Annotated in this window: 20 protein-coding genes; 13 read left to right on the top strand and 7 right to left on the bottom strand. The window is 42.6% G+C overall.

The window, feature by feature from the left end; genetic code table 11:
• Nucleotides 1–9 precede the first annotated feature (9 nt).
• A complete protein-coding gene (locus AAGU76_RS08120) occupies nt 10–753 on the bottom strand; it encodes a formate/nitrite transporter family protein (protein ID WP_342484974.1) in 744 nt (247 codons plus the stop codon).
• Between the two features lie 171 nt (nt 754–924).
• Here AAGU76_RS08120 and AAGU76_RS08115 point away from each other — a divergent pair, with 171 nt between their 5' ends.
• The gene (locus tag AAGU76_RS08115) at nt 925–2,604 is read left to right on the top strand and encodes a formate--tetrahydrofolate ligase (protein WP_342484973.1); all 1,680 of its coding nucleotides are present in this window, start codon (nt 925–927) and stop codon (nt 2,602–2,604) included.
• 100 nt (nt 2,605–2,704) lie between these two features.
• On the opposite strand, the gene AAGU76_RS08110 is transcribed toward AAGU76_RS08115, so the two are convergent.
• Nucleotides 2,705–3,340, bottom strand: coding sequence for a lactate utilization protein (locus tag AAGU76_RS08110; protein ID WP_342484972.1), 636 nt, complete (start codon nt 3,338–3,340; stop codon nt 2,705–2,707).
• Between the two features lie 192 nt (nt 3,341–3,532).
• Here AAGU76_RS08110 and pepT point away from each other — a divergent pair, with 192 nt between their 5' ends.
• Nucleotides 3,533–4,753 (top strand): peptidase T, encoded by a 1,221-nt coding sequence (pepT, locus tag AAGU76_RS08105; RefSeq protein ID WP_342484971.1) that lies wholly within the window; start codon nt 3,533–3,535, stop codon nt 4,751–4,753.
• A 38-nt stretch (nt 4,754–4,791) separates the two neighbouring features.
• On the opposite strand, the gene AAGU76_RS08100 is transcribed toward pepT, so the two are convergent.
• Nucleotides 4,792–6,420 (bottom strand): S-layer homology domain-containing protein, encoded by a 1,629-nt coding sequence (locus AAGU76_RS08100; RefSeq protein ID WP_342484970.1) that lies wholly within the window; start codon nt 6,418–6,420, stop codon nt 4,792–4,794.
• A 9-nt stretch (nt 6,421–6,429) separates the two neighbouring features.
• Nucleotides 6,430–8,283, bottom strand: coding sequence for an N-6 DNA methylase (locus tag AAGU76_RS08095; RefSeq protein ID WP_342484969.1), 1,854 nt, complete (start codon nt 8,281–8,283; stop codon nt 6,430–6,432).
• Nucleotides 8,284–8,391: 108 nt separating this feature from the next.
• Here AAGU76_RS08095 and AAGU76_RS08090 point away from each other — a divergent pair, with 108 nt between their 5' ends.
• The 4 genes from AAGU76_RS08090 (at nt 8,392) to hisS (ending at nt 11,766) form a co-directional block, all read left to right on the top strand.
• On the top strand, nt 8,392–8,619 hold the full coding sequence (locus tag AAGU76_RS08090; protein ID WP_342484968.1) for a DUF1659 domain-containing protein: 228 nt from the start codon (nt 8,392–8,394) through the stop codon (nt 8,617–8,619).
• A gap of 43 nt (nt 8,620–8,662) precedes the next feature.
• Complete coding sequence (locus tag AAGU76_RS08085; RefSeq protein WP_342484967.1) at nt 8,663–8,875, top strand: DUF2922 domain-containing protein; 213 nt, start codon at nt 8,663–8,665, stop codon at nt 8,873–8,875.
• 135 nt (nt 8,876–9,010) lie between these two features.
• The gene (gene dsdA / locus AAGU76_RS08080; protein WP_342484966.1) at nt 9,011–10,348 is read left to right on the top strand and encodes a D-serine ammonia-lyase; all 1,338 of its coding nucleotides are present in this window, start codon (nt 9,011–9,013) and stop codon (nt 10,346–10,348) included.
• Nucleotides 10,349–10,509: 161 nt separating this feature from the next.
• Nucleotides 10,510–11,766 (top strand): histidine--tRNA ligase, encoded by a 1,257-nt coding sequence (hisS, locus tag AAGU76_RS08075; protein WP_342484965.1) that lies wholly within the window; start codon nt 10,510–10,512, stop codon nt 11,764–11,766.
• Nucleotides 11,767–11,792: 26 nt separating this feature from the next.
• On the opposite strand, the gene AAGU76_RS08070 is transcribed toward hisS, so the two are convergent.
• Together AAGU76_RS08070 and AAGU76_RS08065 are read right to left on the bottom strand one after the other, a co-directional pair.
• Nucleotides 11,793–12,245, bottom strand: coding sequence for a nucleoside recognition domain-containing protein (locus AAGU76_RS08070; protein WP_342484964.1), 453 nt, complete (start codon nt 12,243–12,245; stop codon nt 11,793–11,795).
• A 4-nt stretch (nt 12,246–12,249) separates the two neighbouring features.
• The gene (locus AAGU76_RS08065; RefSeq protein ID WP_342484963.1) at nt 12,250–12,672 is read right to left on the bottom strand and encodes a nucleoside recognition domain-containing protein; all 423 of its coding nucleotides are present in this window, start codon (nt 12,670–12,672) and stop codon (nt 12,250–12,252) included.
• Between the two features lie 225 nt (nt 12,673–12,897).
• On the opposite strand from AAGU76_RS08065, the gene AAGU76_RS08060 reads away from it, so the two are divergent.
• Together AAGU76_RS08060 and AAGU76_RS08055 are read left to right on the top strand one after the other, a co-directional pair.
• Entirely contained in the window at nt 12,898–14,415 is a 1,518-nt protein-coding gene (locus AAGU76_RS08060; RefSeq protein ID WP_342484962.1) for a glycosyl hydrolase, read from the top strand.
• A gap of 145 nt (nt 14,416–14,560) precedes the next feature.
• Nucleotides 14,561–14,908, top strand: coding sequence for a DUF3221 domain-containing protein (locus tag AAGU76_RS08055; protein ID WP_342484961.1), 348 nt, complete (start codon nt 14,561–14,563; stop codon nt 14,906–14,908).
• 7 nt (nt 14,909–14,915) lie between these two features.
• Here the strand turns inward: AAGU76_RS08055 and AAGU76_RS08050 are convergent, their stop codons facing one another.
• A complete protein-coding gene (locus AAGU76_RS08050; RefSeq protein ID WP_342484960.1) occupies nt 14,916–15,605 on the bottom strand; it encodes a response regulator transcription factor in 690 nt (229 codons plus the stop codon).
• 169 nt (nt 15,606–15,774) lie between these two features.
• On the opposite strand from AAGU76_RS08050, the gene AAGU76_RS08045 reads away from it, so the two are divergent.
• From AAGU76_RS08045 to AAGU76_RS08025, 5 genes are all read left to right on the top strand, one after another.
• A complete protein-coding gene (locus AAGU76_RS08045; RefSeq protein ID WP_342484959.1) occupies nt 15,775–17,115 on the top strand; it encodes an ABC transporter substrate-binding protein in 1,341 nt (446 codons plus the stop codon).
• A gap of 67 nt (nt 17,116–17,182) precedes the next feature.
• Complete coding sequence (locus AAGU76_RS08040) at nt 17,183–18,037, top strand: branched-chain amino acid ABC transporter permease (protein WP_342484958.1); 855 nt, start codon at nt 17,183–17,185, stop codon at nt 18,035–18,037.
• The gene (locus AAGU76_RS08035; RefSeq protein WP_342484957.1) at nt 18,031–19,017 is read left to right on the top strand and encodes a branched-chain amino acid ABC transporter permease; all 987 of its coding nucleotides are present in this window, start codon (nt 18,031–18,033) and stop codon (nt 19,015–19,017) included. Before AAGU76_RS08040 ends, AAGU76_RS08035 begins: the two co-directional genes overlap by 7 nt.
• Nucleotides 19,001–19,741: an ABC transporter ATP-binding protein gene (locus AAGU76_RS08030; RefSeq protein WP_342484956.1), complete on the top strand. Its 741-nt coding sequence runs from the start codon at nt 19,001–19,003 to the stop codon at nt 19,739–19,741. Before AAGU76_RS08035 ends, AAGU76_RS08030 begins: the two co-directional genes overlap by 17 nt.
• Nucleotides 19,719–20,423 (top strand): ABC transporter ATP-binding protein, encoded by a 705-nt coding sequence (locus tag AAGU76_RS08025; protein ID WP_342484955.1) that lies wholly within the window; start codon nt 19,719–19,721, stop codon nt 20,421–20,423. Before AAGU76_RS08030 ends, AAGU76_RS08025 begins: the two co-directional genes overlap by 23 nt.
• The last annotated feature ends 8 nt before the right edge of the window (nt 20,424–20,431 follow it).

Below are 20,431 nucleotides of genomic sequence, written 5' to 3'. Positions count from 1 at the left end.
ATTCCTTAGTTATTTGTAATATACCTTTGTATAGACAAGGGGAACCAATATGCCTCCGCCTATGAAATTTCCGATGGTTACAGGCAAAAGATTGTTCAGGACCAATTGAGACAAATTTATGGGTGCATTCAGCATCATGCCCATGGGAAGAAAAAACATGTTTGCAACGCAGTGCTCGTATCCGCAAAGAACAAACAGCATGACCGGAAACCAGCATCCCAGAAGCTTTCCTGTGGTATCCCTGGCCGTTGTGGCAAACCATACACCCAAAGAAACCAGTATGTTGCACAGTATTCCTTTAAAAAGGGCTTCAGAGAATGACAACGATATCTTATTCTTTACAATAGTTTCTATGGTCTTTGCCAAAGCCGGATTCTTATATATGCCGCTGAAATAAAGCAGGAACACTGCTATCAATGCACCGGCGAAATTGCCGAAATAAACCTGTATTAAGCTTTTAAAGTAATCTCTGCCGCTTATTTTTTTCTGCAGAAATGCAAACGTCATAAGACAATTGCCGGTAAACAATTCTCCGCCTACCAAGACTACAAGCATGAGACCTACTGGAAAAACCGCTGCTCTTAGAAATAAGCTGTCAAAGGTTACTATAAATCCCTGACCGCCCAGTGCTATATAAAGACCAGCCATAATGCTCATCATGATTCTTTTTTCAAAGGCTAATGAAGCCTTGTTTTGTGCCGATTGTATAAGAATGTCAGAAGTTTCTTTTGGTGACAGACAGCTGTTGTTCACTTTCATGCTCCTTTCGTTGTATGCAAATGTATTACAAATTAATGATATAATATTGCGGAAATAAAATCAATTAATATGTAATGGTTTTAAGGCAAAAAAAATAAATTCCTGTAGACGTTTTTTAGACGAAGCACTTTTATGATTATATAAAAATACATCCGGGAGGATTCTATGAATTTTTTAAGTGATATCGAAATAGCTCAAAAGGCTGAAATGAGAGTAATTAACGAAGTATCCGATAAAATCGGAATTCCAGACCAATACGTTGAAAATTACGGAAAGTACAAGGCTAAAATTGATTTCAGATATTTGCAGAAGGAACTAAAGGACAATGAGGATGCCAAACTGATTCTTGTTACTGCCATCAATCCCACGCCGGCAGGAGAAGGAAAGACCACCACTACCATAGGATTGGGAGACTCGCTGTCAAGATTGAACCAGAAGACAATCATCGCCCTAAGGGAACCTTCGCTGGGTCCGGTGTTCGGCGTTAAGGGCGGAGCAGCCGGAGGAGGGTATGCCCAGGTTGTACCTATGGAAGACATCAATCTTCACTTCACAGGAGATTTTCATGCCATAGGTGCAGCCAACAACCTGCTTGCTGCCATGATTGACAACCACATCCATCAGGGCAATGAGCTTGACATCGACACTCGCCGCATCGTGTGGAGAAGGGCAGTGGACATGAACGACAGACAGCTCAGACACATAGTTGACGGGCTTGGAGGAAAAACAGAAGGAGTTGTTAGGGAGGATGGATTTGATATAACCGTTGCATCAGAGGTTATGGCTGTATTTTGTCTTTCCAATGACATCAATGACCTGAAGGAGAGACTGTCAAGAATTGTGGTGGCATATGCCAGGACAGGTGAACCCGTTACCTGCGGACAGCTGAAAGCCCACGGAGCCATGGCGGCTCTTTTGAAAGACGCATTGAAACCCAATCTGGTACAAACTCTCGAAGGGACACCGGCGTTCATTCACGGGGGACCCTTCGCCAACATAGCACACGGATGCAATTCGGTCATAGCAACGAGAATGGCCAGCAAAATTGCAGACTATGTTGTTACGGAGGCAGGCTTTGGGGCAGACCTGGGAGCAGAAAAATTCATAGATATCAAGTGCCGCATGACAGGACTTAAACCCAGTGCCGTAGTCATAGTGGCATCTGTTAAGGCCCTGAAGTACAACGGAGGAGTTTTAAAAGCAGAGCTGGGTGCTGAAAATTTACAAGCACTGGAAAAAGGAATACCCAATCTGCTAAAGCACGTGGAAAACATAACGCAGGTGTTCAAGCTTCCTGCAGTTGTAGCCATAAACAAGTTCCCAACCGACACAGAAGCTGAACTGAACTTCATAAAGGACAAATGCATGGAACTGGGCGTGAATGTGGCGCTGTCAGAAGTGTGGGGCAAGGGCTCCGAAGGCGGATTGGAACTGGCACAGGAGGTGCTGAGGCTTACCGGGTCCGAAAACCAGATGGAATTCGTGTATGACCTTAACAAGGGAATAAAGGATAAGATAAGAAACATAGCAACAAAACTTTACGGTGCAGATGATGTGGAGTTTTCTACTTCAGCAGCCAAGGAAATATCCAATTTGGAAAAGATGGGGTTTGGCAGCCTGCCCATATGCATGGCTAAAAACCAGTACTCCCTCACTGACGATGCCAAGGTTTTGGGAAGACCCACAGGATTCAAAATAACCGTAAGAGATATAACATTGTCAGCAGGAGCCGGTTTCATAGTTGCCCTCACAGGCAGCATCATGAAGATGCCGGGGCTTCCAAAGGTACCTTCCGCTGAAAACATAGACGTGGATGTTGACGGAAAAATAAAAGGGCTGTTCTAACAGATATATAAAATTAGTGACTGGCTGAAAAACTAAAAACCTCCTGCTTTTGAAAAATGATTTTCTAAGCAGGAGGTTTGTTTTATTTGTTTTGCTTTTTCTAGAAGCCCAGGTTTTCACCAACCAGAATAACCTTGATCTTGTTGGCTGGTTTGCAGTATCTTGTTACAAGAATCTGGCAGCATATGGTTTCTGGAGACACGCACTCAGAACACTTGCCTGTTGAGCGGCACGGAGTGTTTGAATTTGTTCTGAATGTGTTAGGCACTGTTGCTTCCGTTCTGGCTCTTTTAAGAGCAATGTCCAAATCAGTCACAACCTTGTTCATTCCTGCTATGACTATAACGCTGTCTGGTCCGTAGCAGAAAGCTGCCAGGCGGTTGCCGTTTCCGTCAATGTTCAGAAGCTCCCCGTCCATGGTTATGGCATTGGTGCTTGTCAGGAAAATATCCGCAGTCAGAGCCTGTTTCATGAGCTTTACTCTTTCTTGGGGGGAGGTGGCCTTGTCTCTGTCTATAACTGCTATCTGCTTTTCTTCAAGCATTTTCTTTATTCCAAGTTCGTCTATGGTGTAAGAGCCTCCCCACGACACAACCTTGTCCTCATCTATCATGGACATGGCTTTTTCGACTGCTTCTTCTCTGGTGTCGAAGTAGTATCCTTCCATGCCTCTTCTTTGCAGGTTTTTGATTATGGTGGCGCTTTTTACCTTGTATGATTCCTTTAGAAAATCCATATATCCTCCTCATAAAATTAATTTACTTCCACTAATTATATAATAATACGCGGGAAAATACAAATGCAAAATTAGGTTCATTATCACCGAAGAGAATTATGCATTGGTAGAATAATTTTGCATTCTTGATTAGGCTTCAGTGCGGTGCTATAATGATGGAAGAACGGAAATTTTTTATAGGAAGGATGTAAAATGAAAGTACAAGACAGATTTTTAAGTTATGTTAAGTTTGATACGCAATCGGTTCCTGACGTTGAAACAATTCCAAGCAGCGAGAAGCAGAAAAAGCTTGGAGCATACCTTGTTGAAGAAATGAAAGAGCTTGGAATCAGCCATGCAGTCATGGATGAGCACGGATATGTCTACGGCACTTTGGAAAAAAACACGCATCGGGAGCTGCCGGTCATAGGGTTCATAGCTCACATGGATACATCGCCTGACATGCCGGGGGACGGAGTAAAACCAAGGGTTGTTTTAAACTATGACGGCAGCGATATTGTGCTGAACCAGGAAAAGAACATAATCATGAAGACTGAAATGTTTGAACATCTACAAAGCTATGCAGGAATGGACCTTATTGTAACAGACGGAACGACATTGCTGGGAGCAGACAACAAGGCAGGAATAGCAGAGATACTGTCCATGGCGGAATACTACATTTCAAATCCGGATTTGGAGCACGGCACCATAAAGATTGCCTTCACTCCTGACGAAGAGGTGGGAAACGGTGCAAATCTGTTTGACGTGGAAGGGTTCGGGGCAGATTTTGGATACACTGTAGACGGAGGAGCACTGGGCGAAATAGAATACGAAAATTTCAATGCTGCCAGCGCCAAGGTTACTGTCTGCGGTGCAAACATACATCCGGGTTCCGCAAAAAACAAGATGAAAAATTCCATATTGGTAGCTATGGAGTTCAACCAGATGCTTCCTGTACACGAAAGACCGGACAATACAGAAAATTATGAGGGATTCAGCCACCTGAACGACATGAGTGGCGATGTGGAAAAAACATTCCTCAACTACATAATCAGGGACCACAGCATGGAGAAGTTCAGCCTCAAGAAGGAAAGATTTCTTAAAATAGCAGACTACCTGAACGAAAAGTATGGAGAAGGGACAGTGGTGGTGGAACTGAAAGATTCCTACTACAACATGAAGGAAAAAATTCTGCCTCATATGCACATAATCGAAACAGCGAAACAGGCCATGGAAAACATAGGCGTTGCACCGGTGATTGTGCCCATAAGGGGAGGAACAGACGGAGCAAGGCTTTCGTACATGGGACTGCCGTGCCCGAACCTATGCACCGGCGGCCACAACTTCCATGGAAGGTATGAATACATACCAGTTCAGTCCATGGAGAAGGTAGTGGAGCTTCTGACAGAAATAGTGAATCTGTATTCGAAATAAAAAAACCTTCGGGAGCTTCATCCCGAAGGTTTTTTTGTCTATTCTTTTACTTTCTTTAAAATTCCTGTGTAGGTGTCATCTATCAGCGACTTGTTGGTTTTGTACGCTGCAAATGTCTTGATGATTTCATAATCGTTGATTCCTTCAACGAATGCTCTTTCTTTTTCTCCTATGAAGTTCAGAACATACAGCCTGTTTGCGGAATACTTGGAAAATATGCTTTGATAGTCTGTAAGGCTGGCAGTTGAAGGCTTTTCTGCCTTTTCAACCAGCAGCAGATTTACCAGTTCCACTATTTTTGCATTGTAGTTAATTGTAACCAAAGGGTTCAGCGAATATCTGTAAAGAGTGGTGTCTTTGTACAGCGAGAAGCTATACTTGCCGAAGCTGTAGTTACGAAAATCAACCGGTGTTGAACCTGCCGTGAAACCCCAATGTATATCCAAAAGAGAAGGTATGTCGTTTGCTTTTTTTAAATCGTCATATATTAAGGTTTTCAGCATTTCCTTGTTGTTGTTCTTAATGTAGTAAGCATACCTGAAGAAAAGTATGTTTGCCTTGGCATTGTCGTTGGCGGTCAGGCTGTACCATTTTTCCAACGCTCCCATGTAAAGAGTTTCTTTCACGTCATACTTGCTTACGGTTGTAAACAGCTGCATGAGCTCAGAATCCTTGAAGTCGTTTCTTGCCATTATGTTTATCAAAATCTCGTTGGCAAATTGTGCTTTTTCCGAATCCGTGTAGCCTCCGAAGGTCATCATGTAGAAGTTTGTTCCTGCCACATTGTAATAACCGCCTAAGCGGAGGGCTGCCATTGTTTCAACCGCGTTCAAATCGTAAAGGTGTGAATCCTCGGGGAAAATATATCCGCCGAAGGATACATATTCCAGAGTGTCCTTGGCTTTGATAAATTTTTTGTCGTTTGCGTTTGTAGTATTTAAGTTATAAGTGCCAAAATATGAATACATGTCTTCGCCTTTAACAGGCATAAATTCAAGTTTAGTAAGGTACTTGCTTGCATCGCTGGTCTTGATGTCAAGGTAAACCCTTTTAATAAGTGCAGCCGATTCGGCTCTTGTAATATTGTTGCTTCCTCTGAATGTGTTGTTAGTGTAACCTACAATTATTCCGGCGTTGCTGAGTCTTTTGATTTCATCGTAAAACTTGTTGTTTGTGCTGACATCTGTAAGGTTCAAAGGATTGTCATAGATGGAGTCACTGCAGAATACCGCTATCAGAGCTGCCGCTTCCTCCCTGGTTACGGCCTTGTCGGGATAGAAGTTGTTTCCTGGGAAAATGTCCTTGAATGAATAATCCCCGTTTCCTTTGAAATGTTCATACATTGAGATAACAAAAGTATAAGACCAATGACTGCTTGACATGTCCGCATAGTTCATGTCGCTTCTGTAAACTTCGTTCATCTGATTTTGCCTGTACCCCGTCTTGGAAAGAATGGTGATAAACTCTGCTCGGGTTATGTTGTTTTCCGGCTTGAAAGTGAAGTCCCCATAGCCTTTAAAAACTTTCAGGGTGTTAGAAGCAAAATCAATGTCGCTTTCTGCCCAATGATTATAAGTGTCATAATACACTGTCTTGGCAAAGGCGGTCTGAACTGAGAATACGGAAAAAATAAAAATAAGTAATAAAAGCTTGTTAAATTTTCTCAATTAACGTCATCACCTTTTTTGTATATATTTATATATAATGTTTTTTACCTCCTCTTCGTTTATATTAAACACCTTTTTCAGGAATATTTCAACACTAATTTTTCCCAAATCAGATAAATTTAGTTGAATGTTTTCCTGCGGGAGATAAAATTTAATATTATTCAGTTTGTTGGGATAATATTCGTACAGGCCGTTTCCTACCTTTTTCGCCTGGCTCTTGAAATAAAATTCAAACATGCTTGAATTCAAGTATGACACCAGGTAATCCGTATTGACGCCGCTCTTTATACCGTTCATCAGGTATACGTCTGCACTGCAAAAAAATGCATTTTCGTCATAGTAGAAGTTGCTGTTTTTGGCCTTGTATGGGAAAATTATCTTGTGGTTTTCAAAGTCATCTTCAACACGCCCCCACTGAAGCTCATACCATTTTCTGTAACCTCTGAGGCACTCTCTTCTGCCTGCAAGCTTTTCTCTATATGCAGAAAGGTATCTGATGGCATTGGGGCAGTCTTTTTCATCGGTAATATTGTTGGAATATATCAGGTACAGATTATTATATTTTATGCCTGATTCCCTTATGTTGCTGTTTTTAATCCATTTTTTAAGCAAAAAACTCTCTATACCGTATTTTTCGATTGTTTCTTCATCAACTATGAAAGCTTTGTCTAAACCTGTAATGATCCCCTGTTTGATGGTGCACACATCTTTTAAGTATGTGTTGGAAAGTGCTTCAATCCTGTCAAACAGATTCTGTTCTTCGTCCCTTAGAATAATCCAGCCTGAGCTCTTAAGGTTGTCCTGTTTGCAGGGATACTTTTCAGCATTTAGTTCCTCATGGTATTTGACGTAGGAAAAATCATTTTTGTTCCATGTTTCTTTTGACAGAACTATTACGGCAGGACTGACCATAGCGTCTGAAAAAAGGTTGTTTCCGCTGTAATCGGTCAATGAAACTATCCTGAAATTATTTTTTAAGAATATTCTAAGCCTGTCCGCATACATGGCTTCCATGAAGTACCTGGAAGTGATGAAAGAAACTATTCCGTCTTGCTTTACAACGTCATGGCTTTTTTTGAAAAAGCAGTAGGAAATATCAGACTTGTCATAGAAAACGTCCGGATAGTTGTAATAAAGAATCTTCTTGTAGTCAGATACGGAGTTCTTGTGTCCCACGTACGGAGGATTACCAACAACAATATCAAATTTTCCCAGATCTAAATCTTCTGTCAGAAAATCATTCTTATATATGTTCAGGCAGACGTCCTTTTGTCTGCTCAGGAAGAGCATGCCCATTTTAGCCAGAAAAACAGAAAAATCATCCACATCTACTCCGCACAGCATATTTTCAGCTATATATCTGTCATCAACGCCTTCCAGGTTCATTTCTTTGATTTTCCTGAAAGCTTCAACTAGAAAATATCCGCTTCCGCATGCAGGGTCCAGTATGCGCGTATGTTTGTCCACTTTCTTAAGCTCAAAGGCCTGGGTTAGCATGCTGTCAATAACCTCTTTAGGAGTGTAAACCTGACCGAGCTTTTTTTTCTCTTTTGATGTCAGCAGAAGCTCATAGAGTTCGCCGGGTTGGAAACAATCCGGATCAAAGGCATCTGAGTGTTTCATTGCAAGATTTCGGATTTTTTCTTCAGTCTTGCTGTCTTTAAGATCATATTCTTCAAATCCTGAAAATAAATTCGACAGCTGTCCTGAAATTTCCAGGGTCGGGTCAAAGCTGTCCATGAATCTTGGACTGCAGAGAAATCTGCATATGAAAAAAATCACATATTTAACCTTGAATATATAATCCGAATGTTCGATTTCATTTATAATTACAGTTACTTCCTTCGCCAGCGACTTGTCCATAAATACCTCTTGAATCAGCTTATTTAGCCAATATTATCATGATATGAAAATTAAATCAATAAATTTGCACCTCACATGCTATATAGTATTTGAAAGGGAGGTGATAGGATGGCAGTAGCAGCAAATCAGGCGGACTCAAAATTGAAGCTGGTGTTCAATGCAGGCGTGGACGAAAACAACAAGGATATCACGAAGAGTAGGACCTACGCAAATGTAAAGACAACGACAACCAATGAAAATCTGTACAACCTTGCATTGTCAATTTCAGACCTTCAGTCCTACGCATTGTCCAACATCGTCAGATACGAAGAATACCAGCTGGTAAATGAAATTTAAGGATAAATAAGAAGAAACAGTAAATAATGAAAGGGGTGATAGGATGGCTAAAAGACTGGTTATGACCTTCGTTACGGCGCAGGGTACAAATTCCTCAATGACTGTGGATGAGCCCAAGGACGAATTGACAGAGGCAGAGGTAAGGACTGTTATGGAATCAATCATAACACAGAATGTGTTCAACACTGCCAAGGGAGACCTGACAGAAATAAAATCGGCTGAAATAATAACCACAACAGAACAAATTTTAATATAACAATTTCCTCACTTATGATATAATTATAGGAAAATAAAGTCAAAATCTATAAATCTTCAACTGAAGGACCTCTTCAGAGGTCCTCAGTTTTGGCAGGTATAAGCTATATAATAAAACACGGTCCAGGAGGAATCCATGAATAAAGATGAACTCATAAAAGACAACAAAGAGCTTAAGAGAGTATCAGAACTTAAGGAGGTGCTGTGGCTCAATCCCAGGCTCCTTCCATACCATGAAGCAGCAGAAAAGATCAAAATGGATCTGTCAGCCATTGATGACGCAGAGAATCGCCTGAAAAAATTTGCCCCGCTCATTGAAATACTATTTCCTGAAACAAGATCATCACATGGAATCATCGAATCTTTGCTGAAGGAAATTTCGTCCATGAAACAGGAGCTGGAATCCTTCTATGGCTGCTGTATATCAGGGAGGCTTTTGCTTAAGATGGACAGCCACCTGGCCATTGCAGGAAGCGTCAAGGCAAGGGGCGGTATTTACGAAGTGCTTAAGTATGCTGAAACTCTGGCCCTGCAAAACAACCTCATAAAAGAGGATGACGACTATTCGGTGCTGGCCGGGCAAAAATACAGGGATTTTTTCAATCAGTACAAAATTCAGGTAGGCTCCACGGGAAATCTGGGCTTAAGCATCGGTATAACCTCAGCAGCGCTGGGATTCAATGTTACAGTACACATGTCATCAGATGCCAAGCAGTGGAAGAAGGACCTTTTGAGATCCAAGGGAGCAGAGGTTGTAGAATACGACAGTGATTTTTCCAAGGCTGTTGAAGAAGGCAGGAAGCTTTCGGATCAGGACCCCATGAGTTACTTTGTGGATGATGAAAATTCCATGAATTTGTTTTTGGGATACAGCGTTGCTGCTAGAAGGCTTAAGAAACAGCTGGATGATTTGAATGTAACTGTCGATGATGAGCATCCCCTGTTTGTGTACCTGCCCTGCGGAGTTGGCGGAGCGCCTGGAGGAATCACATACGGTCTTAAGTCAGTATACCGGGACAACGTGCACTGCTTCTTTGTGGAACCAACCCATGCACCCAGCATGCTGGCAGGCATGGCCACCGGACTTCACAACGACATATGCGTCCAGGACCTGGGCATAGACGGCAGGACACACGCTGACGGTCTTGCAGTTGGAAGACCTTCAAAGCTGGTAGGGAAGATGATGGATTATGTGCTGGGAGGCATATTTACAGTTGACGATTACAAGCTGTACGACAACATGAGACTGCTTCACAGCTCAGAAAACATAGATATAGAGCCCTCTGCCTGCGCGGCCTTTGAGGGAGCAGTCATGCTTGAAAAATATGCTAGCGGCAAAACGTACATAAATAATCATGGCCTTGCGGATAAGATGGCAAATGCATCCCACATAGCATGGGCAACAGGAGGAAGCTTAGTTCCCTATGAAATAAACAGACACTTCCTGGATACGCATCTGGATAAGCAGGTGTAATGCCGGAAGTCGATTCTGAGCGCAGCGAAGAATCTCATCTTTTTGATACACTTGGTTAACGGTCATGATTACAGCATGAAGAACGCTTATTAAAAAAATATTGTAATTGCAATTCATATTTGATAACATAGAAAATAATTAAACGCATAACGGAGGTTTATATGAAGGTTAACTTTAACCCTGCCAAGGGCATGAGAGACATCACGCCGCAGGAAAAGGAAGTAAGGGATTACGTGGAAGGCGTGATAGTGAGTACATACAAACAAAGCGGATTTGAACTTATTGAAACACCGGTTGTTGAAAACATAGAAAATTTGATTGGAAGCAAGGGCGGAGAAAACCTTAAACTGATATTCAAGATATTGAAAAGAGGAGAGAAGCTTGACTTCGCCAAGGAAGGGCTCACAGAGGAAGAACTGGCAGACCTGGGGCTTAGATATGACCTTACGGTTCCCTTAAGCCGTTTCTACTGCAACAACAGAGCAAGTCTCCCTGCAGTGTTCAAGTCCATGCAGGTTGGCAACGTGTTCAGGGCTGAAAGGGCGCAAAAGGGAAGATACAGAAGCTTCAAGCAATGCGACATAGACATTATCGGCGACGGAACAAAAGCTGCGGAACTGGAACTTATTGCCACAACTGCAAAGGCGCTGACAGCTTTAAATGTTACAAACTTCGTTGTAAGATTCAATGACAGAAGAGTGCTGAAGTCAGTCATACTAAACTGCGGATTTTCCGAAGAAGAGTTCGACGGAGTATGCATAGTGGTCGACAAGCTTGACAAGGTTGGACTTGATGGCGTAGCGAAGGAAATGAAGGAAAAAGAATACAGTGAGGCTGCCATCTTACAGTTGGTGAAAGCTCTTGAAAGTATAAATGAAAAGGGAACAAAGTGTCTGGCCCAGTACGGAGTACCGGAAGATGTTGTCAGTGATGTGGAAGAAGTATTGAATCAGGCAAGAGAGTTTGCCGGAGGAAAGTACGACGTTGAATTTGACTTTACCCTCATCAGGGGCATGGGCTACTATACAGGTTCCATATTTGAAATAGCCTACAAGGACCTGGGATATTCCATTGCAGGCGGAGGCAGATACGACGAGATGGTTGGAAATTTCATCGGTGAAAAGATTCCGGCCATAGGTTTTTCCATAGGTTTTGAAAGGCTTGTAAACCAGCTCATGGATGAAAAGTTCAAGGTTCCGAACCTTGATAAGGTGGTTCTTCTGTATGAACCATCCGACAGGTACATAGATGTGCTGAAAAAGGCAGACGAACTGAGAGCAACCGGCTGCACAGTGGCTGTGTATGAAAAGGCAAAAAAGCTCGGAAAACAGCTTAACCAGTTTGCAGATTACGGCTACAGCAAGTTTGCTGTTTACAGCGGGCAAGAAACAGAAGTGAAGGACTTGTCCACAAATTAAGATGTTCCGGCTTTTAGCCGGAACATTTAATTTTCATTTTTTTCTGTGTTTTCAGTTTTCATTGCCCTTGAAAATATAAAAGTAATTATGATTGCTGAAGCAAATCTTGCAGACAGCATGGCAATCGGATTAGCTCCTGCTGCCACAAAAATTATGGTATCTTCTATGATTGCATGACACATGGAAAGGAACATGCATATGAGGAAAATGCTCCTTTTGTCAAGGTTGTAATCCTTGGTGCTCTGAATGACCGCTCCGGCTCCGATGGTCAGCCCGAAGATCATTCCGAATACTAGAGAGATGCCGGACTGCTCGCTTAAGGTAAAAAAGTTTGAAACAGGTTTGAAAACCTTAGAGATTTTGTCGATGATTTTTGTGTCCTTGAATATTTCGATTGCAATCATCATCGGTATGAGTATTCTTGCAATGCTCCATAAAAACGAAATTAAATTAGTAATCAAATCCATTATCATTTCCATAATATCACCCGAAAATCAAATTAAATAAAAATCCTGCTATTAAAGAAAACAAGATCCTTAACAAAACGCTTGCCATTGTACTCACACCAAGCTTTTTGACTACAGCACCCTCCGTGATGAGGCTGTGTGCTATTGTAACCATTATAGAAACGGTTGTAATCTGAATGCTGGTCAATTTGATTACAGCCATGGCGCCCAAGGCCGCGTAGCCTCCTGAAAAATATCCGAGAATCAAGACCAGGGAAGTCTCTCCCGGAAGGCCGAATACTGACATGGCAGGTGTAAAGAAGTCTGCCATTATGCTTAAAATTCCGGAAACAGAAAGCAGCTGTACTCCTAAGTAAACCGGCACAAGAATCTTTGATAGTTCGAAAAAAGTGGTGATGCCCTTGTAAAAACCTCTCTTAAATGTGTCTGTGGTAACCATGATATCCTCCTTGACGTAAAAATAATTATAACATAATCGGTATTCATAAACAATTCAATCTTAAAAAATGTTGCGTAGTCAAAAACTGGAAGCACATAATATGGTAATTTATAAATGCTTCAATTGACATGGCTCACGACCTTTGCTAAAATTATGCAGTGACATATGGAAATTCGACAATTTAGACAGGATCGATTCCAAAAAAAATAATAAATAGGGGTTTATATGAGACTGAAGAAAACATTTATTTTGATTGCTGTTTTTGTCATGGCTTTTTCATTCAACACATCATATGCCGATGCAGCGGACGGGAGTACAGTATTAAGCGCTTATTCATCTGTTTACAACAAGTACACCAACAATCCTTACGGCTATGAAATTACTCTTTTAAACGGGCTGTCTCTCGATGAGGACATAGCCAGCGTGAAGAGCAGGTTTGAATCCGAAAATCTGGTTGTGGAGGTCATGCACGATTATTTCGATAATTTTAATTCAAGCTCCACATATTTGAATTACAGCAACAAGGGAATAATGAAAAATCCGGAGTTTAAAATAACAGCCGAATACAATCACAGCTTCGGCGGACTTACGGGTAAGATTACCCTTTATGAGAGGAAAAAAATCGAAAACATAAGCGATGATAGAAACTACTATGCAACAATAACATTTGTCAGAAGCGCAAAGGAAGCGGTGACGGTCTTCATGAAATCATCGCAGCCCCTGTACATAGAATACATCATGCCGAGCTTCAGATTCATGGAAAAGTCCGGCACCATGAAAGAAGACAAGGTTTTTGAGCCGGTGGATAAAAACTTCGACGCTCTTACACAGAAGTTTTATGAGGATTACCTTCTGAACAACGAGAAGGTTAACTTCGGAATATTCGAGCCCACTTACCCTCTGTACGCCTACAGACTGGCTCAGATAGAGCAGAAACTTGACTACAATTTTCCTGTTGTTCTTTTGTACAATTCATTTTCGCTGCCTTTCAAGACAGACTACATGAACAAGATAAAGGAACAGGGAAAGGTTGTGGAATACACCTTGTACACAACGGACATAATAAACGGTACGGAACAGGATATAACCCTTGAAATACTTGAAGGAAAGTATGACAGCTACCTGAACAGTTTGGCCGACAGCTTCAATGAATATGATTTTCCGGTTCTTTTCAGGCTAAACAACGAAATGAACGGCGAATGGGTGCTGTATTCATCACACAGGATAGGAAAGGACACTGACTTGTTCATAGAATGCTGGAGATACATCTACGACCTGTTCAGGGACAAGGGCGTAGACAACCTGATTTTTGTGTGGAATCCAAACGAGAAGTCATTCCCCAACTTCGCCTACAACAACTACCTGTGTTATTACCCGGGCAATGAATATGTGGATGTTGTGGGGCTTACAGCATACAACACTGGAAACTACTACAGAGGTGAAGTGTGGAGGAGCTTTTCTGAAGCCTACGATCATTTTTACTACGACTACGCAAAAAGGTTCAAACATCCAATGATGATAACGGAGTTCAGCTGTGCCTCATCAGGAGGAAACAAGAGCCTTTGGCACCAGGATATGTTCAGCATCATAGAGAAGTATGACAGAATAAAAATTGCAGTGCTTTGGAACGGTCAGGATTACGACACATCAAAGCCGGAAAGGACAGTTTCCCGAAACTACAGGATAGACATTGAAGAAGAGGTAATGGAAGCTGTGCGAAGAGGACTGCAAAATTATAAATAAAATTATGGAGGGCGAAAGCTCTCCTTAGTTTTTATAAAACCGGGGATACTGTCATCCTGAGAGTCAGCGAAGGATCTCCCTTTACTTAAAGTTAATATTTGAACTTTTTTAAGACATGTGCGTCTAACAGTAAGGAGGTATTCATATGAACAAAAAATCAATAATCTGGATAATAGCGCTTCTCGTATGTGCTGCTATTGTTTTGACCGTTGTGAACAAGCTCATGGAAAAAAAGGAGAGCACAAATGAAGTATCATTTACGGCAACGGTTCTTGAGAACAAAAAGACAACGCTGCTGGTTGAACCTGAAAAGGGTCAGGACGAACTTAATTCCAGCGATAGGATTTCCGTGTCCGTTGTGAAGGACGGTGAAGTATTCGAAGACTTGTCGCAATTTACAGAAGGAAGCAGGGTAAAAATAACCTATGACGGAACCATAATGGAAAGCTATCCTGCACAAATTCGCGCCTTCAAGGTTGAATGGGCAAAATAGTCATTTTTTATGCAGGGAAAGTGCCCCTGGTTTCCAGTTTGTAGCCCATGCCACGTATGGTCAAGATCAGGTTTCGGTACTTTCCCAGGTTGTTTCTCAACATCTTTATGTGAGTGTCGACGGTTCTGTCTATGCCGTAGAAATCATAACCCCACACATCAGACAGTATTTTTTCCCGGGACAAGGCCACATTCCTGTTCTTTATCAAATAAACGAGCAGGTCATATTCCTTGGGTGTAAGATCTGCCTTCACACCGTCTATGTACACGCCCCTTCCGGCCATATCTATTTCAAGTCCGCTGTATTTAAATGCACTTTCTTCCTTCCGGCTGCTTTTGCTGTTTCTTCTCATAATCACATTCAGTCTGGCTATGAGCTCCTTCGGAGAAAACGGCTTTACCACATAATCATCTATGCCAATGTCAAAGCCATGGAGCTTGTCATACTCCTCACCTCGGGCAGAAAGCATTATTATCGGTATGTCCTTTGTTTTTTTTATTTCCCTGGAAGCGTAATATCCGTCGATTTTTGGCATCATAATATCCATGACTATTATGTCGAAATCGTTATCCCTGCAAAGATTAACCGCTTCAAGTCCGTTTGATGCTTCTGTTACGCAAAACCCCTCAAATTCAGCGTATTCCCTTATAACTTCACGAATTTTACATTCATCATCAACAATTAAAATTCTGTACAAGGCTACCTCTCCTTTGTTTTCGGATAATTAATTATAGCATATTTATAATTGACTATAAATATGTAAAATATATTTCACAAAATTATCATAAATCAATCATCATAATTTCACAAAAAGGATATATCATTGAAGTGAAAACGATTACTCGTTAAAAAAGGAGGAGGAGTACATGAAGTCAAAAATTGCTTTGTTATTAGTTGCATTAATGCTGATTGCTTCAATATCCGCGGGATGTACCAGCAGTCAGACACAGGCGCCGGCAGAACAGCCTAAGACCGAAACGCCTGCAACACCGGCAGAACAGCCAGCAGCCGGTGAACCGGTTAAGGTGGGTGCAATATTGCCGCTGTCAGGCTCAGCTGCCGCAACAGGGGTCAAGCTTAAGTATGCCATTGAGGTTGCACAGGAAATCATAAATGGCGAGCATCCGGAGATTGCGTTGCCGCTGGCTGAAACCATGGGTCTAACAAATCTTGGAAACGCGACTGTGGAAGTGGTATTTTCAGATCATCAAGGCAATCCTGAAATAGCCAAGACAGAAGCCGAAAGACTCATTCAGAATGAAGGCGTGGTTTCTTTAATTGGTGCATATCAGAGTTCATCTACAAAACCTGCCAGTCAATCAGCTGAAAGATTCAAGATTCCGTTTGTTGCAGGATCATCAAGTTCAGCGGCACTTACGGAAAGAGGACTCAAGTACTTTACACGTATTGCTCCCAATGACGACATGGAAACAGAGGTGTTTTTTGAATACCTGAAATATCTGAATCAGGAAACAGGAGCAAACATAAAGACTGTGGGAGTTGTTTACATTGACAACGAATACGGTGTTCATGCTGCCGAAATGGTAGACAAGTGGATAGAGGAAAAATACGGAGCTGAGGGATTTGAAAAGGTTGTGGCTGTGAAGTATCCCACAGACGTAACAAGTGTTGACACGGAAGTTCAGCAGATTAAGGCAGCCAATCCTGACGCTTTGTTCCATGCTTCCTACATAGGAGACATAACTCAGTTCGTAAAGAAATACAAAGAGTTTGAATTCACACCAAAGGCAGTCGTAAACTACTGCGGAGGATTCCAGGACTCCCAGTTCGTGGTAAACCTCAATAAGGACGGAGACTTCTTCTCAGGGGGAGCTGCCTGCGCACCGACGCTTTTCGATACGATGGAAGTTGTAAATCAGATAAATGAATTGTTCAAGGTTAAATCCGGAGGAGAAAACATAGATGGTCCGGCTCTTGAGGAGTTTGCATCACTTATGGTTGTTGCCGATGCCATCAACCAGGCCAAGTCCACAGACGGAGATGCCATCATGGAAGTTATAAGGACGGCCAAGTTTGACGCTCCGTATTTCTCAACAGGAGCTGTACAGTTCAATGAAAAAGGCCAGAACATATACTCTGCGTCATTCATTGTTCAAACCCAGGATGCCCAATACCAGGCTGTTTATCCAACAGACATTCAGACTGCAAAACCTGTAGCTCCGTTCCCTGCGTGGACACAAAGATAGTAACTTAAATAAGTTCAGTGCTGAGCCCAAAGATATTTGGGCTCAGTATGACTGATAAGGAGGAATTATGTTAGGGCAGATTATAAGCAATGGAATACTTATGGGATTTATATATGCCTTGGTTGCCGTAGGATTAACCCTGACCTGGGGCGTAATGGACATCACAAACTTCGCCCATGGAGAAATGCTGATGCTCGGCATGTATTCTGCGTTCTGGATGTTTCAGCTGTACTCGGTGGACCCGCTTTTATCCATACCCATAAGCGCAGCTGTCATATTCATCCTGGGGGTTTTGATATACAAGCTGATCATCAAGAAGGTTTTGGGCGGAAGCGGACTGACAGCCCTGCTGGCTACGTTTGGTTTGAGCATGTTCCTTAAGAATCTTGCGCAGTTTCTTTGGACACCAAACTACAGATACATCAACGGAGCCATGGTAACTGACAAGAAGATAATGGCTGGAGGCATAATTCTCGGCATGCCTCAGATTGCTGCCGCCTTAGGAAGCATAGTAATGACTGTAATCATAATTTATTTCATGAACAAAACAAAGACCGGAAAGGCAATTCAGGCAACCGCACTGAGCCGCAGCACGGCATCACTCATGGGAATCGATACTGATAAAATATATGCCATAACCTTCGGATTATCCGGAGCCTGTGTGGGAGTGGCCGGAGCATTGATGTCATCATTTTTCCCCATATATCCTCAATCCGGAGCGCTGTACAGCATTCTGGCATTCGTAATCGTAGCCCTTGGCGGATTCGGAAACATCAAGGGTGCGTTGTTTGCAGGATTGATCATCGGACTGACTGAGGCTGTGGGAGGATATTTTCTGGGAACTCAATTCAAATACGCACTTGTATTCCTGATCTATCTCATTGTGATACAAGTCAGACCAAAGGGGTTGTTCGGATGGTAAAGGATAAAAAGACACTGACAATTTTGGTTGCCGCCATTGCGGTGCTGCCGCTGATATTCAAGTCGGACAGCTTCCATAACATCCTGGTGCTGCTGCTTATATATGCAACTCTCGGAGAAGCATGGAACATCATAACAGGATTTGCGGGACAGACATCCTTCGGACACGCTGCCTTTTTCGGCATAGGAGCATATGCATCCGCGGTGCTGTTTTACAAATTTGACATAAGCCCATGGGTGGGCATGTTTGCAGGAGGGCTGCTGGCGGCAGGAGTAGCTCTCATCATCAGCTACCCCACCTTCAGGCTCAAGGGAAGTTACTTTGCCATTGCCACCCTGGCCGTGGCTGAAATCATTAAACAACTTTTTGTAAGCTGGAATTTCGTGGAGGGGGCCACAGGCATATCGCTGCCCATTGTCAATGACAGCTGGCTGTGCATGGAGTTCCACACAACGAAGCTTCCATACATATACATAGCGCTTGGATTGTTTGCAATAGCAGTGTTTGCCTGCAGCTATATTGAAAATTCTAAGATCGGTTTTTACCTTAAGGCAATAAGGGAAAGTCACGAGGTTGCTGAATCCATCGGAATCAATACCACCAACTACAAAACAGCGGCCATGGTCATAAGCGCGTTTATTTCTGCTTTTGCCGGTTCCATCTATGCTCAGTACGTTTTGTACATTGACCCGTTTATGCTGTTCACCCTTGATATTTCCATAAAGATAGTTCTCCTGACAGTTCTTGGAGGTATAGGCAGCATCTATGGTCCTCTCATAGGAGCATCCATACTGATACCGCTGTCGGAAATAACGAGAGTTAAACTTGGCGGCACAGGCAGAGGAATCGACCTGATGATTTTCGGCCTGCTGGTAGTTCTGGTTGCATGCTACCAGCCCAAGGGAATCATTGGCCTAGTTAATAAATTAAAAAACTACTTTAAAAAGGCAGGTGACGGCAAGGTTGAAGCAAATTCTTAACATAGACAACATAACCATGAAGTTCGGAAGTCTGATTGCAAATGAAGATGTGTCCTTTGCCATACATGAAAATGAAATAGTCAGCCTGATCGGACCCAACGGAGCCGGAAAGACCACCCTGTTTAACTGTATAACAGGGTTTTACAAGCCATACAGCGGAAAGGTTTCCTACAGGGACAAAGACATAACAGGTTATGCACCCTATGAAATATGCCGGATTGGAATAACGCGCACGTTTCAGATTGTGCAGACACTGAAGGAAATGACGGTGGAGGAAAATGTGATGACCGGAGCATTTCTTCATGCAAAAGGCAGGAAGGAGGCTCAGAGCATCGCCGAGGAAATAATGGAAATGACCGACCTTACAAAAAAAAGGCACGTGGTTGGGGGAAGTCTCACAATCGTTGACAAGAAAAGGGTTGAAATTGCAAGGGCGCTGGCAACCAGGCCTCAGATACTCATGCTTGATGAATGCATGGCAGGGCTCAACCAGACTGAAATAAAGGATGTTATGAACCTATGTCTCAGGCTGAAGGAAAATGGTCTGTCGCTTCTGGTGGTTGAACACATAATGGAAGCAATCATGCCCATCTCAGACAACATAGTGGTTCTCAATGCCGGCAGAAAGATTGCCGAGGGCATTCCTTCCGACATTGTGAACAACGACGAAGTAATAAAAGCTTATCTGGGGGATAAATATCATGCTAAAAGTCAAAAATCTTAAAGTCGGATATGATAATGTTCCTGTTATCTTTGACGTGTCCTTTGAAGTTAAAGAAAAAGAAGTTGTGTCCATTGTGGGGTCAAACGGAGCCGGAAAATCAACCATACTAAGAACCGTTTCAGGGCTGTTGAAGCCCATGCACGGAGAAATTGAATTTTGCGGGGAGCGGATTGATACATTGAAGCCGCACAGGATAGTGGAGAGGGGAATTTCCCACGTGCCTGAAGGCAGGCATGTTTTCGGTAAGCTCAGCATCAGGGACAACCTGCTGATGGGTGCCTATGTAATCAAGTCAGAAACAGAGAAGGACAGGAAGCTTGGAGAAGTTTACGAGATATTTCCGAAGCTGAAGGAAAGGGAAAACCAGAAGGCTGAAACATTAAGCGGAGGGGAGCAGCAGATGCTTGCCATAGCCAGAGGGCTTATGTCAAATCCCAGACTTCTGATGGTTGATGAAATGTCGCTGGGGCTGGCACCGCTTATGGTAGAAACGGTTATGCAGGCATTAAAGTACGTAAGCTCAACAGGACTGACGGTGCTGCTTGTCGAGCAGAAGGTGCAGGAAGCCCTGGAAATAGCAGACAGGGGCTATGTGATTCAAAACGGAAGAATAGTCACGGAAGGTACCGGAGAAGAGCTGATGGAGTCGGACCTGGTCAAGAAAGCATATTTGGGGTTGTAATAAATGAG

It is taken from the genome of Sedimentibacter sp. (assembly GCF_038562225.1).
Taxonomy (GTDB): Bacteria; Bacillota; Clostridia; order Tissierellales; family Sedimentibacteraceae; genus Sedimentibacter.
Note: the sequence above shows the minus strand (reverse complement) of the source record. Positions and strands in the feature narration are given on the sequence as shown.